Here is a 14,232-nt window from a genome sequence, read left to right as displayed (position 1 = left end):
ATCTTGGACGACTTATTTGTTAACGCCCCTATTTCTGTTTTCGATGATACTATTCCAATATTTGAAACAGTTCAAACTGACAGTGAGGATCAATTGATGTTTTTGTCTCGACGTAATCTGAAAACCGCTAGCCTGTGGTCTCTGCTTCTGACCGGGTTATTATCTACCGCATTTGCTGCAGAACCGGCGCTGAGCGATGCCGATTTGCAGACTTTGAAAAAAGAACAGCAAAAGGGAATTAATTATCTGAAGAACAGCCAGCTGGCTGACGGGCTGTGGACGACCGAGACGGTGCCGGGAATTAGTGCTCTGGTTGCCACTGCCTTACTCGAAAGTGGCGTTCCCGCCAGTGATCCCGTGGTTGCGAAAGCACTTAAACGCCTGGAAGAATTTGTTAAGCAGGATGGCGGAATTTATTACGCGAAGAGTAATCACCGTAACTATGAAACCTGTATTTCCATCATGGCATTCAGCGCGGCCAATCAGGGGGGACGTTACGATGCCACTATCAAAAATGCAGAGCTGTTTTTACGAGGCCTGCAGTGGGATAAAGGGGAAGGGCTGGAGTCTTCTGATACAAGTTTTGGTGGGGCCGGCTATGGTGGCCATCAACGGCCCGATCTCTCAAACACACAATATCTGATTGAAGCGTTACGCGAGGCGGGTGTTAAATCAGATGATCCGGCGATTCAGAAAGCACTGGTTTTTGTTTCACGCACGCAGAATTTGGAATCGGAACATAATACGACTCCCTTTTCATCCAAAATCAATGATGGCGGTTTCTATTACACACCTGCCGCCGGTGGGACCTCACAAGCAGGAAAGACTCCCGATGGAGGTCTGCGATCCTATGGCAGCATGACGTACGCTGGACTCAAAAGCATGATCTATGCCGGAGTTGATCAGAATGATAAGCGCGTCAAAGCAGCAAACGAATGGATTCGTCGGCATTACTCTTTAAAAGAAAACCCGGGGATGGGCCAGCAGGGGCTCTACTATTATTTCAACACGTTTGCGAAAGCACTCAACGCGTTGCAGGTAGAGCAATTCACAGAAGCTGATGGCACGGTCCACAACTGGCGTGCTGAATTGATCAACCATCTGGCAGGGTTGCAGCACGAAAACGGAAGCTGGACCAACAAAGCGGAACGCTGGTACGAAGCCGACCCTAATCTGGCAACCGCGTATGCTTTATTAGCACTGGCGCACTGTCAGCCTGCAAAATAAACAGACAAGTCGCTTGTTCCCCTGTTTTATCTATTAAAGATGAAACGGGGGAATCTCGGCTGTGTTTGTTCCGTCAATCATACCTGCGATGTATTGTGAAACCTGTTTGACAATTTCATCGATCATTTTCTGACCGGCTTCTGCCGTGGCTTCTAAAGGCTCCCGATCTTCCTGATCCTGCATGGCATCCGTACGCACATTTTCAGGGAAGGCTGCCAGTGCAAAAGCCGTTTCGAATTCCTGCGCGTGACCGGGCCAGCGTTTTGTTTTCAAATTCGCCAACGCGACTTCTTCCGGTAACAGATTCCAGTATGATTCAAAATGCAGATTGATTTCCAGTCGCTGTTGAAACTGTCCCCACATTCCCAGGCAGGGGGCAATATTCCCGCCATGCCCGTTTAGTACCAGAATGTTATCAAAGCCAGCCTGGTGCATACTGCGAATGGTATCAAACAATACGCTGAGCCAGCTTCCGGGTAAGGCAGACAGCGTTCCTGGATGCTTCATGTGGTGCTCGCTGATACCAATGTTCATGGAAGGTGCAACGATGACTTCCGGTGCCAGGAGTCGGGCGGCTTCCGTTGCGACCAGCATCACGCTTCTCCAGTCATGCTCCATCGCCAGATGTTCCAGATGCTGCTCGGTGGCGGCAACGGGGATGATGCAGGCTTTTAACTCACCTGACTGCATGCGTTCGCGAAATTCCCGTCTGGTGTGTTTATGCAGCAGAACTTCACTCGGCTGACGATTTGATTCCGACATTGATTAATTTCCTGTGATGGATTTCTAAATTGTAAGCGGCGGGTAGCGCGAGTCTTGCTCTTCCCTAACTGGTATATCATCTATAATTGGAACGAGTCAACGTTTCAGCATCTTTTCCATCACCTGGTATCCCGGAAAATTAAAACCGATTTGACGGTAGGTCGATTGTGCGCGTTCGTTTTCTGTTTCCACATACAGACGCAGGCCGACGACATCCGGATTGGATTGTGCCAGTGATTGGATATGGGCAGCGAGTTGTTGAAAGACACCCTGACGTCGGAAGGCCGGATCAACATACACACTTTGGAACCACCAGAATTCACCGTTCCGCCAGTCGCTCCACTCGCGTGTAAACATCACCTGTCCGATAACACGTTCCTGATAGCGGGCCACATAGTAACGGCAACCCCGGGCATCACCCAGCGATTCCACAACGCCGGTTCGAACCAGCTCTCGATTCAGAGATTTAGACTCCGTTTCCTGAGCTAGCTGAATGTTAAATTCGGTAATAACATCACAGTCATTCAAGGCTGCCTGATCGATTTGGATATCCAGCATTAAAATTTCCTCTCAGAGTTAAAACGGAAATCGAGGTGGGTTTCATCGCTCAAAGCTACCATTGTGATTGCTACGAAACAAGTTGCGGCATTGATTCTCTCTCAAAACACGTCTGCGATATTGCTGACTCAGGCTGGAATTTCGAAATTGTTCCCACTTTTATTCAATAATGATGAAACTCAGAAAGTCAATCTGGCGATACTAGGTAGTACAGCTTAGTTGGTTTTGCAAGGATGCATGGTTAAACCTTACAGGATGTACCATTTATTTGTCCGTGTTAAACCAAATATTCTGGGAGATAGAGCCTTGAGAAGTTCAGGGGAACGACAATATCGATTGGATACCAACGCCCGGTTCTCGACTGGTCAGAACACTTGGACGATGATGGTGATGGGGGTGGCGACAGGCCTACTAGGCACGTACTTCATGGTCGCACGTCCGATGTTAAGCCAGATCAATCACCTGCAGACAGAGTTAGTCGCTGTCCAGCAGGATATGGATAAACTGGTGGGTGCGAAAACCAGCGCCTGGCAGGTCAATAATTTGCTGAGTGTTTTAAATTCTCAGGCAAATCAACTCACTCACGCCCAATCTGCGGTAGCAGAGATTCGAGACTTACGAATCCTATTGGAAAAAGAGTCTGCCAAAACAGAGCAGGCTTTGGTCGCTTTTCAGAAGGTCAGTGATTTCCAGAAGCGTGTAGTGCAACAGGATGGCTTAACATCGAAGGCCCGTATGACGTTGGATGAAATGCTGGCGATGCAGGATCAGCTTGCATCTCAGACGGCCCAGACCAAACTGACGCACTCTACATTGGAAGAGATGGTCAAGCTGCAAAAAATGGCGATGGATCAATCGACGGGTATCAAAGATGCCAAGACCGCCTTTAATGAATTCACCCAATTCAAGCAGCAGATCGTAGACCAGTCTCAACAACTTGACGCGGCTCGTGAAAACAGCAAGAAGATGATTGCTCTGCAGGACACTCTGGTAGCCCAAACCGAGCCGATTGCTGCTGCACAAAAAACGACGCAGCAGTTAATCTCACTGCAGGAGACGCTAACCAATGAGGATGTGAAAGTGGCAGAAGCCGGTACGAACCTGCAATCGCTGATGACGATTCAGGCCAAATTGCTGGCGGAAACGGGACGGGTTGTTGACGCCGTCGAAACTCTGGAAGTGCTGGGAGACCTGCAGGATCGGGTTCAGGAACAGGTCGCTTCTATGAAAGGCATGCGACGGGAGCTACTGGATATTGTCCTGATGGAGAGCACTGTCGCGAAAGCAACCAAAATCCTGGGACCGTTGGCAGAGCTTGGAAATCTGAGCCGGTTGAGCGATGCGGAAGTGCGGGAAGCAGCCCGGGTGATCATGGATCAGAGAGACACCCGGATGGGGAAGAATTCTCCCCAGTTTCGCCGTATTCAACGGGATCAGCTTCCTTCTCGGACATCCAAGCTGATGCTGGATGGAAACCCCGTCTTTCATGAAGACAGTAACAGCAGTGGTCTCGCTGATAAGCTGGTACCGACACCACCTGCTGAAGAAGAGTGAACAGTCTCCTGGCTGAAAGTGGCTTGAATTAAAACAGGGCATGGTTGTTCCATGCCCTGTTTTGATTAACTGATCATCGGCAACGAAGAAGCATTGTTACTTTTCTTCTTTCTTTGCCTCCGGTTTTGATTCCGGTTTTTCTGCTTTCTTCACTTCAGGTTTGGCTTCTTTCTTTACTTCCGGCTTTGCAGGCTTTTCTGCTTTCAGCTCTGGTTTGGGAGCAGGTGCAGGCGTTGCTTTTTCTGGTGCTGGTTTCGGTTTGGCAGTCTTATAGACAATCGCGCCAGAAACGGGGACCGAAGCAACCTGGAAGATATCTTTGGAAAGTTCTCCTTGTACGAAGACAACAAAGTGGAGTTTTTCCAAAGCTAGAGGTGCTCCAGTGAAATTTGTTCCTGATTTTTCTTCAAAGGCAGACAGATAATCTGTGAGGCGCCCTTTGAAATCACTCAGTGGAACAGATTTGGTTAGAGATAATTTCCCATCAACGGCAGGAAAACCGGTTGGTTCGCTCAACATGGACCGCACAATCATGTCATGCACGTTGATGCCGTTAGGTGCTTGGAAATTCAATTCATCTTCAGCAAGTACGGCTACCAGACGCAGCGGCTCTTTAATTTTCTCCGTGCCTGTTACATTTACCTGGAGATCCAGTTTGCCATCTTTTGCGGCAGCAGACAGGTCAATTTTGACATCCGTATTTTCGGAAAGTGCTGGAATCAGGGCTTCCAGAATCTGTTGATAGGAAGAATCAACCTGCTCTATGCCGCCAGCAACTCCGGGAATCATTTGACCATTCAAGTTCGTGGAAGGAGTTCCGCGGTGGTTGTAGAGAATAAACCGTGCTTCCGAGTCTGTATTGGTCAGGGGATCGGGAGCAGGAATATGCTGGTGATAACGTAGCACGATCACTTTTGATTCAGGAAACGAAGCTTCAATTACTCCGGTTGCCAGATCTGCTGCAACGCAGGGAGGACAGGAAGCGCCAGTAAATAATTCAATCAGCGAGACGCGGTTGCCTTTCTTTAAATCCACGGCCTTCGCTTCTTTGGATACATATCCCTCAAGGAAACGCTTGAATGATTTCGTCAGATATTCGTCGAGACCCTCAGTGGAACCATGTTTCTTTTTCCAAAGTGCAGTCAGAGTATCCCGAGGATGTTCATATTTGACCGTTTCCGGACTTTGTTTGGAAACTGCGATCAACTGTTGCTCACGCCTCGTTAGAGGAGAACCGGCCAGAAGTCCCAAGTGATCAATTGCCTTGTCGACACTGCCGTGGGTTTTTTCATAATTGACCAGCTCTGTCAGGAGCTCACGGTTGTGGGGATATTTTTTCTCTTCTGTTTGAAGCAGCTTACCGGCTTCCTGAATCTGTTCCTTATTGTCAGATTTCAGTCCCACGCGTGCCTTGGCCATTGCAATTTCCAGATCCCAACCTTTGAGTGGCGAAACTCCGTCTGTGATCAACTTGTCTACTTGATCCAAATATTTTGTCGCCAGACTGGAATCCGAATCACTTCTGGCCAACATTGAACTAACACTGATCAATGCAGTGGCCTGCTGTCGTTTGCCCCAGAGATCAGCCGTTTCCAAATAGCGGCTGATAATTTCTTCAAGAGTTTTGGCATCTTTATTCTGACTCAGAGCAATGGCGATCAACGCCGGATAAGCGTCCATTGCCAGCGGAACGGTCTTCATCTTTTGTGTGAAATCATTCAGCTGCTCGAATGCATCAGGTGATCGCATTGCCTGCATTAATTCCTGCGCACCAGGTGAAGGCATTGGTTCCTTGATTCGGGAAAGATCTTTTTCAGTGGTTGGCAGCAGTAAGGCAGGAGTACAATTTTCGTTATTAAAAGAAATCGTCCCCAGAATGGCCCCTTGATCCAACTTGCCTTGAAAATTCAAGCGGACAAATTCTTTCCCTTCGTTTAGCAGACTTTCTTCAAACTCAACCGTTTTTTCAGTCGCTTTGGATGAAACGATTTTTCCCGGTGCGACTTCTGCTCCTTTGGAGAGCAACTCAACAGCGACTGCGGCAGGTTTTTCTTCTGCTTTCTTGTCTGTTTCTGCTGAGGCTTCCGGGGTAGTGATTTTAAACAGGTACAAAGGCATCATTTGCTGCTGTTGCGGCAGCATTAATACCCAATTGCCCTTGACTGATTTTGGCAATTCGGGAGCTTTGGGTTTCTCAGGTTCCGCATCTTTCTTTTCATCTGACTTAGACGCAGTCTCTGTCGTTGAGGATGCTCCTTTTTCTGACTCCATGGGAGTCGATTCATTTGTCGACGAGTCGGCGGACTTTTCAGCGCTTGGTTCTGAGCCTTTCTGGCAGCCAACAGTAATTGTCAGCAGGCAGAGTAGCAGGCTAATACGAGAAATCGAAAGCATATTTGTCCTCAAAAGGTTAAGTGTTATTGATTCCCAAAGCGGTTCGTATTCTGGTTTTATACGAATTCCGTTTGAATGTTGATGGATATTAAATAAAAAACGCCAATCTTATCAAAATAGAGCGGGAAACAATTGTTCTCTCTGAAGTCACTTATCTTGTTAGTGGCAAGCAGGTTCGAGACTCAGAACCTGGATCGTTTTCTGTCAGTCAACAAGCTGTTGCTCCAGTATTCCCCTCTGTATTTTGCAATTTCGCCGAAACGCTTTACCCCCCCAGTTCCTGCTTTAAATCTAAAAATTGCTGGCCCAGTTGTTCCAGCGATTCTGTCAGCGTATTGACTTGTTGTTTGAGTGATTGATTCTCGATCTGAAGTTGTTCAATCGCATCACGCATCGCTGTCAATTCGCCGGAAGCGGGTTGTGCGACAGGCTGAGCTTCCGATGCTGTTTCTACTCGGGTTGGCTCATTTTCGGGTGCTGACTCAAACCCCAGTGTCTTGCCTTCTTTTTCCTGATACCAGTTGTGATCGACTTCGATGCCACGCCGTTCAATGCTTCCATTTGATTGTACGTATTTTCGATCCAGAAGTCCTTTAAATTCGGCTCGTAACTGGTCTAACGTCTCAATCGGAACCATACGGCTGGCCCGGCCTCTGAGCTCACCCATGGTTTGACGACCACGCAGCCAGAGTTCTGTCAGAATGGCCAGCTGTGGTTCGGTAAATTCGAAACGGTGCCGCATGTAGTGCCGATACCGTTCGGTACGGCTACCGCCTGAATGCACAACAGCCACGATGCCTTTTTCGCGAAGTGCGTCCAGAGTCTCAAAAACCTGTGATTCACTATAATGCGAGATTGGATCGCGGTTACTTTTTTGATTGCAACCTGTGGTAACAGCTTTTAAAGAGAGCGGATATTGATCGGGGGTGGTAAAGGCTTTCTCAAGTAAAACGCCGAGTGCGCGTCGTTCTGCTTTTGAAAGTTCTGTAATGGTAAGCAGAGTTTTTTCTTCCTGAGTCGCGTCGTTCATGATATGTCAAATCTTCGTTAGTGAGCAGAAAGGATGAAACAAGAGTGTAATGTTCAATATCCACCATGCAGTATCAGTTTTGCCGCTTCCAGACTCCCTTGCGCTACTTTGGTCAAGAATTCAAAATCGAGTGTATCGACCGTGTCGGTTGGTTGATGGTAATGCGGATTTCGCAGAAAACTGGTATCGGTAATCATTAAAGCCGAGAAGCCGGCATCCCAGAACGGGCTATGGTCACTCAAACGAGTGGCCTGCAGCATTTCACCATTTTCAGGCACCTGCAATGCTTCCACGGGCAGATCAGTGACTTTTTGCAGCCCCTTCTGAAATGCTTCGATGAGGGCTGTTGAGTTTTGATTGCCGACGACGGCGATGAAATCGCCCGTATCTGGATACAGGCCCACCAGTTCTCTGGGTAAGGTCTGGCTGCCTGGCGTGGGATCACAGTAACCGAGCATTTCCAGCGAAACCATGCCGCGTAGATCGGTCTGTTGTGCTCGATGCATCCGCGCGTGTTCTGCACCACCCAGCATCCCATTTTCTTCCAGGTCGAAGGCAACCAGCTCCACACTCCATTGCCAGTCTGATTCCTGAAACAGCGGTAGCAGTCTTCCCAGCTCCAGCAGTGTCGCGACAGCGCTGGTGTTGTCGTCAGCGCCCGGAGTTTCAGGGCGGGTGTCGAGATGCGCGCCAATACAAAACTGCGGTTTGTCGGGAGAGGAAAGGCCAGGGTGCCTCGCAATCAGGTTTTGTCCTGACAATGTCGTCAGCATGGAATCCTGTCCCTGAAAAGGATGTCTCTCGACTGCCCATCCCGAGGCTTCTAATTCACCAATGACATACTGGCGGGCGTCTTCCAGTTCCGAACTTTCTGCCGGTCGCGTTGTGCGGCAAAGCAGATCACAGTGCTTTCTTAAACGGCTGGTGTCTATATCCATCATTATGGCTTTCGATTCCTTGAAGTGCCTGCCTATTGATGTATTTATGGACTATTCTCTATATCATCCCGATGAATTCGAAATCGGATTGCACTCGGGCTATGACTTCTGAGAGGTTTTATCCCCTGCTGATTCTACGAGAAACTGAAAATCTTTGTCACTTCGCAACGAATCGAAGTCGGGCTCTTCTTCGATTAATTTTATCAAATCGGGCTCCATGCGCAGTGAACGTCCGAGCCAGGAAAGAGCATTGATTTTGTCACCCGTTAACGCGAAATAACAGGACAAGTTATAGAGTATCACGGGTTCTTCGGCGTGGCTGTGATAGGCTTCTTCCATCACAGAAATGGCCAATGGTAACTGATCCGTCCGTTTGTAACACCAGGCCATGCCCATCAGCGTGGTTAAATTTTCCGGGTCAATATCATACGCACCTTGAAATGCATCCAACGCTTCCTGGTATTGCTTTGCCAGTTGGTGTGCCTGCCCCAGTAGTCGAAAGTATTTTTCGGTAGTTCTTTCAGAAGGGTCGATGCGGGAGAGCGCGCGCAAAGCCTGTTCGTGCATCTCAAGCATGAGATAACCTTCGGCAGCGTTGAGATGCCGTTTTGGTTGTGAAGCAGGCAGCAGTACCATTTGAAAACCTATCGCTGAATAAAAATAAAACCTTTGCCCTATTTTAGTAGATCGGGCAAAGGTTTTTCTATTCAACGTGCAATGATATTTTGCTCGTTCATTAAATTATGTTGCTGAGGTCGTCATCCAGGCCTTATAGCCGCCTACCAGGTCCAGAATATTACCAAATCCCTGTTTTTCAAGCAGACTAGCGGCAATTGCCGAACGGTATCCACCTTGACAATGCACGATAACGGTCTTGTCCCGTGGGATTTCGGCAAGTCGTTCTGGCAAATGATTTAAGGGAATATTCAAACTACCAGCGATATGCCCGGCATCCCATTCGGAGGGAGAGCGAATATCGACGATTGTGGTTGGTTCTTTTAGTTCATTTAAAGCTTGTGCTGAAATTCGCTTCATTTGGGAAACCAGTTCCGGGCGATCCTTGAGACTGTTTAACCCCTCTTTCAGGTAACCTTGGACGTGATCAAAGCCGATCCGGCCCAGCCGCATGATCGCCTCTTCGATCTGCTCTTCCTCTTCGGCAATCAGCACAATCGGGGCCTGCTTATCGAGCATGGTTCCTGCCCAGGTCGCATATCGGCCCTCAAGCCCTATATTGACGCTCCCTTTGAGGTGTGCTCCGGCAAACTCTGTGGCATCTCTGACGTCAATTACCTGGGCACCACTGTTAAGTAGTTCCAGAACTTCGTCCAGGGAATATGCGTGCCATGAAGCGCTGATCGATTCGCTTAACGTCTGCCTGTCTTTCCGATTTAATATTGCATCGTGGACAAAATAATGTGGTGCTTCAGGAAGATCCGTCGTCACCATTTCTATAAACGCCTCTTTGCTCATCGGCTGAAGTGCATAATTGTATTTTCGCTGTTCACCCAAAGTCGTCACCGATTCACTGCTCAACTGCTTCCCACACATCGAACCGGCTCCGTGTGCTGGATAAACCAGCGTTTCATCGGGAAGCGTCAGGATTTTCTTATGCAACGAGTCATACAACATACTGGCCAACTCATTCGCCGTCACTCCAATCGATGCCAGCAGGTCGGGTCGACCGACGTCTCCCAGAAACAGAGTATCCCCTGTCAGAATCATTTTGGGTTGATCCGGATTTTCGTTCAGATCATAAACCAGCATCGAGATCCCTTCGGGAGTATGGCCGGGCGTTTCCAGTGCGGTTAACTTGACCGACCCCAACATGAGGTCATCGCCGTCAGACAGTGGCTGAAACGGAAACTCGGCTTCGCCTTTGCTTCCCAGATAAATCTGGGCACCGACTGCTTTCTTCAATTCAATATGACCAGCGATGAAGTCGGCGTGAAAGTGAGTCAAAATCACATGCTTAATCTGAAACCCGTGCTCCCGGGCATCTTCCAGATAGATGTCAATATCTCGTTGGGGATCGATCACCACCGCCTCACGCGTCTTTTCATCAGCAATCATATAAGACGCCAGCGATAAACAATCTAAGTAGTAGCGTTGAAAAAACATGGTTCACTTCCTTATTTGTTGAATTGGTTCTCACACACGGCATTGTGCTTTTTCGCCAGTCGCGACCTGATTCCAAGGCATCTTGGCAAGCATCATGGCCATTCCACAGGTATCTGTAATTCCGGCGAACATCAGACCGGCACCAACAAACGCCGATAGACCGCTAAACCAGGGATTCACAAACATTCCCAACAGCGCCCCGATCAGAACCAGAAAACCAGCAGCAATCCGCACCTGTCGTTCCAGGGAAATTGTCTTTTTTCCACGATTCACCGGCAGCCCCAGTTGATCCCAGGCTTTCGTGCCTCCCTCGACGCTGACTACGTTCGTCACACCCGATTCAATCAACTTCTGACATGCCATTGAAGAACGGTTTCCGCTCTGGCAAATCACATAGACCGTGGCATTAGCATTACCGTTGGTCCGTTCTTTGATATGAGCTGCACTCAATTTGTCTAAGGGAACATTCACGGCGATTGGTGCATGCACTTCGCGAAATTCAGCGGGCGTCCGCACGTCAATCACGTCGACGCCTTTTTCTTTATGAAGCTTGGCCAACTCGTCCGGTTTGATTGTTTTGACATCTGCCATTTTTTCACCTCGTTATGTCGCAAGTATACGACATGTTTTTCTAAAAAAGACCATTACTGGAAAAAACGTCCTTCGATACAGGCCATCATTTTATTCAAATGCGGCTCGGCAACCTGATAATAAACGCTTCGGCCTTCTCGTTCACTCACGAAAAAACCGCACCGCTGCATCAGACGCAGATGCTCAGACGCGACGTTGCTGGGTATACCACAATCTTCTGCAAGCTCACCAACAGTATAGCGCCCTCGCAGAAGTAGTTGTACAATTCGAATTCGGGCAGGGTGCGCTAAAACTTTGAGGCATTCTGCAGCCTCTGCCAGCGCCTGGCCGTTAAAATCGGGTGTTTCTTTTGAAATCATCGTTTCGTCTCCTCATGTATATAATATCGTGATATTACGATATGTCAATCAGGATATTTTACATTTTTCAAGTATTTTGAGGCCGGGAATTCATTCTTTGGTCATTGATTCTTCATAAATGTCTGTCAAAATAGAGACTTAGGACACAACCAGAACTATCCTTCCAACGAGGTCCCCCTGATGCCAAATCTGACTTCTCTGCAAAACGAATCACTGGGAAGACGTGCTTTCCTCAAAAATGGCGCCCTGTTTCTGGCAGGGGTTTCCTCGCCTGCAGTGGGATTGTTATCGGCCCGGGCAGAGGAGTCCAATCAACGAGGCACCGTACGAATCGGTTTGGTGACCGACTTGCATTATGCCGACAAACCGCCCGCCGGCTCCCGGCATTACCGTGAGACGATTACCAAACTGAAAGAGGTGGTAGGGCAGTTTCAAAGTGATCAACCCGATTTCGTCGTTTTTCACGGCGACCTGATCGATTCCGGTGTTTCTCTGGAACAGGAAAAAGTTCATTTGCAGACGGTCGTCAAAGCCATCTCGGCGATCCCGTATCCCAAGCATTATGTCCTGGGAAATCATTGTGTCCATCAGTTGAAGAAAGTGGAGTTTCTTCAGGGTGTGGGACAGAAGGCATCATATTATTCATTCGATAAGAACGGCTATCATTTTGTCGTACTCGATTCCTGTTTCAAAAGTGATGGCACCCCCTACGGCCGACAGAATTTCAAATGGACCGATGCCAATGTTCCCCAGCCGGAACTGGAATGGCTCCAGGCTGATTTGAAACAAAACGCTGTTCCCACAGTCATCTTCGCTCATCAGCCGCTCGATTTAAAAGACACCGATGCCCACGCGGTCAAAAATTCTTCAGAGGTCCGCAAGGTACTGGAAGAATCGGGTAACGTCGCAGCCGTCTTTCAGGGACACAGTCATCGGAATCACTATTCAGAGATCGGCGGCATCCATTACTGCACAATGGTTGCCATGGTCGAAGGGTCGGGCCTGTCGAATAACGGATATAGTACACTGGATATTCTCGAGGACGGATCCCTGGTTCTGAATGGATTCCGAAAGCAGAATGATTATCACTGGAAGCAGGGATAATCGATGGTTGATTTTCCTCGCTGAGGAAATCCATCGTTGCAGTCGCTGAGTGAGTCTGTATAAGATGGAGTCTCTGCCGGACAGGTTAAAGACTTCAGACTGATTCACCGAGGAGCCCGCGATGCGCCATATTACCCGACTGCTGTTCGTAGCAATTTACTCTCTCTGCTGTTTGATCACGACCAGTGATGCAGCAACCGACAAACGACCGCCGAACGTTGTTTTCATCATCGCCGATGACTTGGGGTATCAGGAACTGGGATGCTACGGGCAGAAATGGATTAAAACGCCGCACATCGACAAAATCGCCAAAGATGGAATCCGCTTCACGCAGTTCTATTCAGGCAATGCCGTCTGTGCTCCCTCCCGCTGCAATCTGTTAACGGGCAAACATCCCGGCCACGCCTACGTACGTAATAATGGCAAACCCAACTATGTGCAGCACATGAAAGAACAAGAGGGATGGGAATATCCCGGTCAGCATCCAATTCCGGATGCGGAAGTCACCATTGCGGAAATGTTGAAGCAAAAAAAATACGCTACCGGTGCCATGGGCAAGTGGGGGCTCGGACATTTCGGTACAACCGGCGATCCGAACCAGCAAGGCTTTGATCTGTTTTATGGCTTCAACTGTCAGGTTCACGCGCACAATCATTATCCCAAATTTCTCTGGCGAAACCACGAGAAGGAAATTCTGCCGGGTAATGACCGAACTTTATACGGCGAAACATACTCACAGGATAAATTTGTAGAGAATGGGCTCGACTTTATTCGCAAGAATCAGGATCAACCGTTCTTCCTGTATCTGCCGTTCGCTATTCCGCATCTGGCGATCCAGACTCCGGAAAAATCTCTGGCCCAATATCGAGGGAAAATTCCGGAAGAAAAATATAAGCACCGCGGCTATATCAAACACCCGCATCCCCGGGCTGGCTATGCTGCCATGATCACGCATATGGATGAGGGCGTCGGCCAGGTTATGACGCTATTGAAGGAACTGAAACTGGACGACAATACGATCGTTTTTTTCACGTCAGACAATGGCCCCGCCTATGATCGTCTGGGGGGATCGGATTCCGTGTTTTTTAAATCCGCGGGTCCCTGGCGCGGGTTTAAAGGCAGTCTGTATGAAGGCGGCATTCGCGTGCCTCTCGTCGTGCGTTGGCCCGGTCATATTCAACCGGGAGACGTCACCGACCATCTGTCTGCTTTCTGGGATGTCATGCCGACAATTGCTGATATCACAGGTACCAAAGCACCCGCTGATATTGATGGTATCAGTTTTCTGCCTACCTTACTGAGTAAAACTGATCAGCAGAAACAGCATGAATATCTCTACTGGGAATTCCCGGCATACACGGGCCAGCAGGCCGTTCACATGGGAGACTGGAAAGGGGTTCGACAAAAGCTTTCCAGAAAGAAGAATCCTCAAATGAAGATTGAACTCTACAATCTCAAAACAGACCCGGGTGAGCAGCATGATGTATCCGACCAGAATCCGAAAGTTGTCGCCCGGATCAAATCCATTATGAAAACGGGCCGTACTCCCTCGAAGATGTTCCCGTTCCCTGCGTTGGATCAGCAGTAAACAGAG

At 48.7% G+C, this 14,232-nt stretch carries 13 protein-coding genes; 4 read left to right on the top strand and 9 right to left on the bottom strand.

The window, feature by feature from the left end; genetic code table 11:
- Positions 1-96: 96 nt before the first annotated feature.
- Complete coding sequence (locus AAC022_RS15650; RefSeq protein WP_339732410.1) at positions 97-1,227, top strand: prenyltransferase/squalene oxidase repeat-containing protein; 1,131 nt, start codon at positions 97-99, stop codon at positions 1,225-1,227.
- A 33-nt stretch (positions 1,228-1,260) separates the two neighbouring features.
- Here AAC022_RS15650 and AAC022_RS15645 read toward each other — a convergent pair whose 3' ends face one another.
- Together AAC022_RS15645 and AAC022_RS15640 are read right to left on the bottom strand one after the other, a co-directional pair.
- Positions 1,261-1,989 carry a creatininase family protein gene (locus AAC022_RS15645; protein ID WP_339732409.1) on the bottom strand — a complete coding sequence of 243 codons (729 nt, stop codon included), beginning with the start codon at positions 1,987-1,989 and terminating at the stop codon, positions 1,261-1,263.
- A gap of 96 nt (positions 1,990-2,085) precedes the next feature.
- Positions 2,086-2,547, bottom strand: coding sequence for a GNAT family N-acetyltransferase (locus tag AAC022_RS15640; protein WP_339732406.1), 462 nt, complete (start codon positions 2,545-2,547; stop codon positions 2,086-2,088).
- A gap of 306 nt (positions 2,548-2,853) precedes the next feature.
- Here AAC022_RS15640 and AAC022_RS15635 point away from each other — a divergent pair, with 306 nt between their 5' ends.
- On the top strand, positions 2,854-4,101 hold the full coding sequence (locus tag AAC022_RS15635; RefSeq protein ID WP_339732403.1) for a hypothetical protein: 1,248 nt from the start codon (positions 2,854-2,856) through the stop codon (positions 4,099-4,101).
- 96 nt (positions 4,102-4,197) lie between these two features.
- Here the strand turns inward: AAC022_RS15635 and AAC022_RS15630 are convergent, their stop codons facing one another.
- The 7 genes from AAC022_RS15630 to AAC022_RS15600 all read right to left on the bottom strand — a co-directional run bounded on the left by AAC022_RS15630 (position 4,198) and on the right by AAC022_RS15600 (position 11,534).
- On the bottom strand, positions 4,198-6,495 hold the full coding sequence (locus AAC022_RS15630) for a hypothetical protein (protein WP_339732402.1): 2,298 nt from the start codon (positions 6,493-6,495) through the stop codon (positions 4,198-4,200).
- Between the two features lie 265 nt (positions 6,496-6,760).
- Positions 6,761-7,525 (bottom strand): DUF480 domain-containing protein, encoded by a 765-nt coding sequence (locus AAC022_RS15625; RefSeq protein ID WP_339732400.1) that lies wholly within the window; start codon positions 7,523-7,525, stop codon positions 6,761-6,763.
- A gap of 53 nt (positions 7,526-7,578) precedes the next feature.
- Complete coding sequence (locus AAC022_RS15620) at positions 7,579-8,466, bottom strand: M28 family peptidase (RefSeq protein WP_339732398.1); 888 nt, start codon at positions 8,464-8,466, stop codon at positions 7,579-7,581.
- Between the two features lie 96 nt (positions 8,467-8,562).
- Complete coding sequence (locus AAC022_RS15615) at positions 8,563-9,099, bottom strand: tetratricopeptide repeat protein (RefSeq protein ID WP_339732395.1); 537 nt, start codon at positions 9,097-9,099, stop codon at positions 8,563-8,565.
- Between the two features lie 105 nt (positions 9,100-9,204).
- The gene (locus AAC022_RS15610) at positions 9,205-10,584 is read right to left on the bottom strand and encodes an MBL fold metallo-hydrolase (RefSeq protein ID WP_339732394.1); all 1,380 of its coding nucleotides are present in this window, start codon (positions 10,582-10,584) and stop codon (positions 9,205-9,207) included.
- Positions 10,585-10,614: 30 nt separating this feature from the next.
- Complete coding sequence (locus AAC022_RS15605; RefSeq protein ID WP_339732393.1) at positions 10,615-11,175, bottom strand: rhodanese-like domain-containing protein; 561 nt, start codon at positions 11,173-11,175, stop codon at positions 10,615-10,617.
- Between the two features lie 53 nt (positions 11,176-11,228).
- Positions 11,229-11,534 (bottom strand): metalloregulator ArsR/SmtB family transcription factor, encoded by a 306-nt coding sequence (locus tag AAC022_RS15600; protein ID WP_339732390.1) that lies wholly within the window; start codon positions 11,532-11,534, stop codon positions 11,229-11,231.
- Positions 11,535-11,714: 180 nt separating this feature from the next.
- Here AAC022_RS15600 and AAC022_RS15595 point away from each other — a divergent pair, with 180 nt between their 5' ends.
- Positions 11,715-12,638, top strand: a complete 924-nt coding sequence (locus AAC022_RS15595; RefSeq protein ID WP_339732389.1) for a metallophosphoesterase — start codon at positions 11,715-11,717, stop codon at positions 12,636-12,638.
- Between the two features lie 121 nt (positions 12,639-12,759).
- The gene (locus tag AAC022_RS15590; RefSeq protein WP_339732388.1) at positions 12,760-14,226 is read left to right on the top strand and encodes an arylsulfatase; all 1,467 of its coding nucleotides are present in this window, start codon (positions 12,760-12,762) and stop codon (positions 14,224-14,226) included.
- Positions 14,227-14,232: the final 6 nt, after the last annotated feature.

The sequence above is a fragment of the uncultured Gimesia sp. genome, from assembly GCF_963976445.1.
Taxonomy (GTDB): domain Bacteria; phylum Planctomycetota; class Planctomycetia; order Planctomycetales; family Planctomycetaceae; genus Gimesia.
Note: the sequence above shows the minus strand (reverse complement) of the source record. Positions and strands in the feature narration are given on the sequence as shown.

What these genes read in the sequence shown, in the direction of transcription:
- AAC022_RS15645 (WP_339732409.1), bottom strand. Translation starts at nt 1,989, where the DNA reads ATGTCGGAATCAAATCGTCAGCCGAGTGAAGTTCTGCTGCATAAACAC.
- AAC022_RS15590 (WP_339732388.1), top strand. Translation starts at nt 12,760, where the DNA reads ATGCGCCATATTACCCGACTGCTGTTCGTAGCAATTTACTCTCTCTGC.
- AAC022_RS15620 (WP_339732398.1), bottom strand. Translation starts at nt 8,466, where the DNA reads ATGATGGATATAGACACCAGCCGTTTAAGAAAGCACTGTGATCTGCTT.
- AAC022_RS15640 (WP_339732406.1), bottom strand. Translation starts at nt 2,547, where the DNA reads ATGCTGGATATCCAAATCGATCAGGCAGCCTTGAATGACTGTGATGTT.
- AAC022_RS15650 (WP_339732410.1), top strand. Translation starts at nt 97, where the DNA reads ATGTTTTTGTCTCGACGTAATCTGAAAACCGCTAGCCTGTGGTCTCTG.
- AAC022_RS15625 (WP_339732400.1), bottom strand. Translation starts at nt 7,525, where the DNA reads ATGAACGACGCGACTCAGGAAGAAAAAACTCTGCTTACCATTACAGAA.
- AAC022_RS15600 (WP_339732390.1), bottom strand. Translation starts at nt 11,534, where the DNA reads ATGATTTCAAAAGAAACACCCGATTTTAACGGCCAGGCGCTGGCAGAG.
- AAC022_RS15595 (WP_339732389.1), top strand. Translation starts at nt 11,715, where the DNA reads ATGCCAAATCTGACTTCTCTGCAAAACGAATCACTGGGAAGACGTGCT.
- AAC022_RS15615 (WP_339732395.1), bottom strand. Translation starts at nt 9,099, where the DNA reads ATGGTACTGCTGCCTGCTTCACAACCAAAACGGCATCTCAACGCTGCC.
- AAC022_RS15630 (WP_339732402.1), bottom strand. Translation starts at nt 6,495, where the DNA reads ATGCTTTCGATTTCTCGTATTAGCCTGCTACTCTGCCTGCTGACAATT.
- AAC022_RS15610 (WP_339732394.1), bottom strand. Translation starts at nt 10,584, where the DNA reads ATGTTTTTTCAACGCTACTACTTAGATTGTTTATCGCTGGCGTCTTAT.
- AAC022_RS15605 (WP_339732393.1), bottom strand. Translation starts at nt 11,175, where the DNA reads ATGGCAGATGTCAAAACAATCAAACCGGACGAGTTGGCCAAGCTTCAT.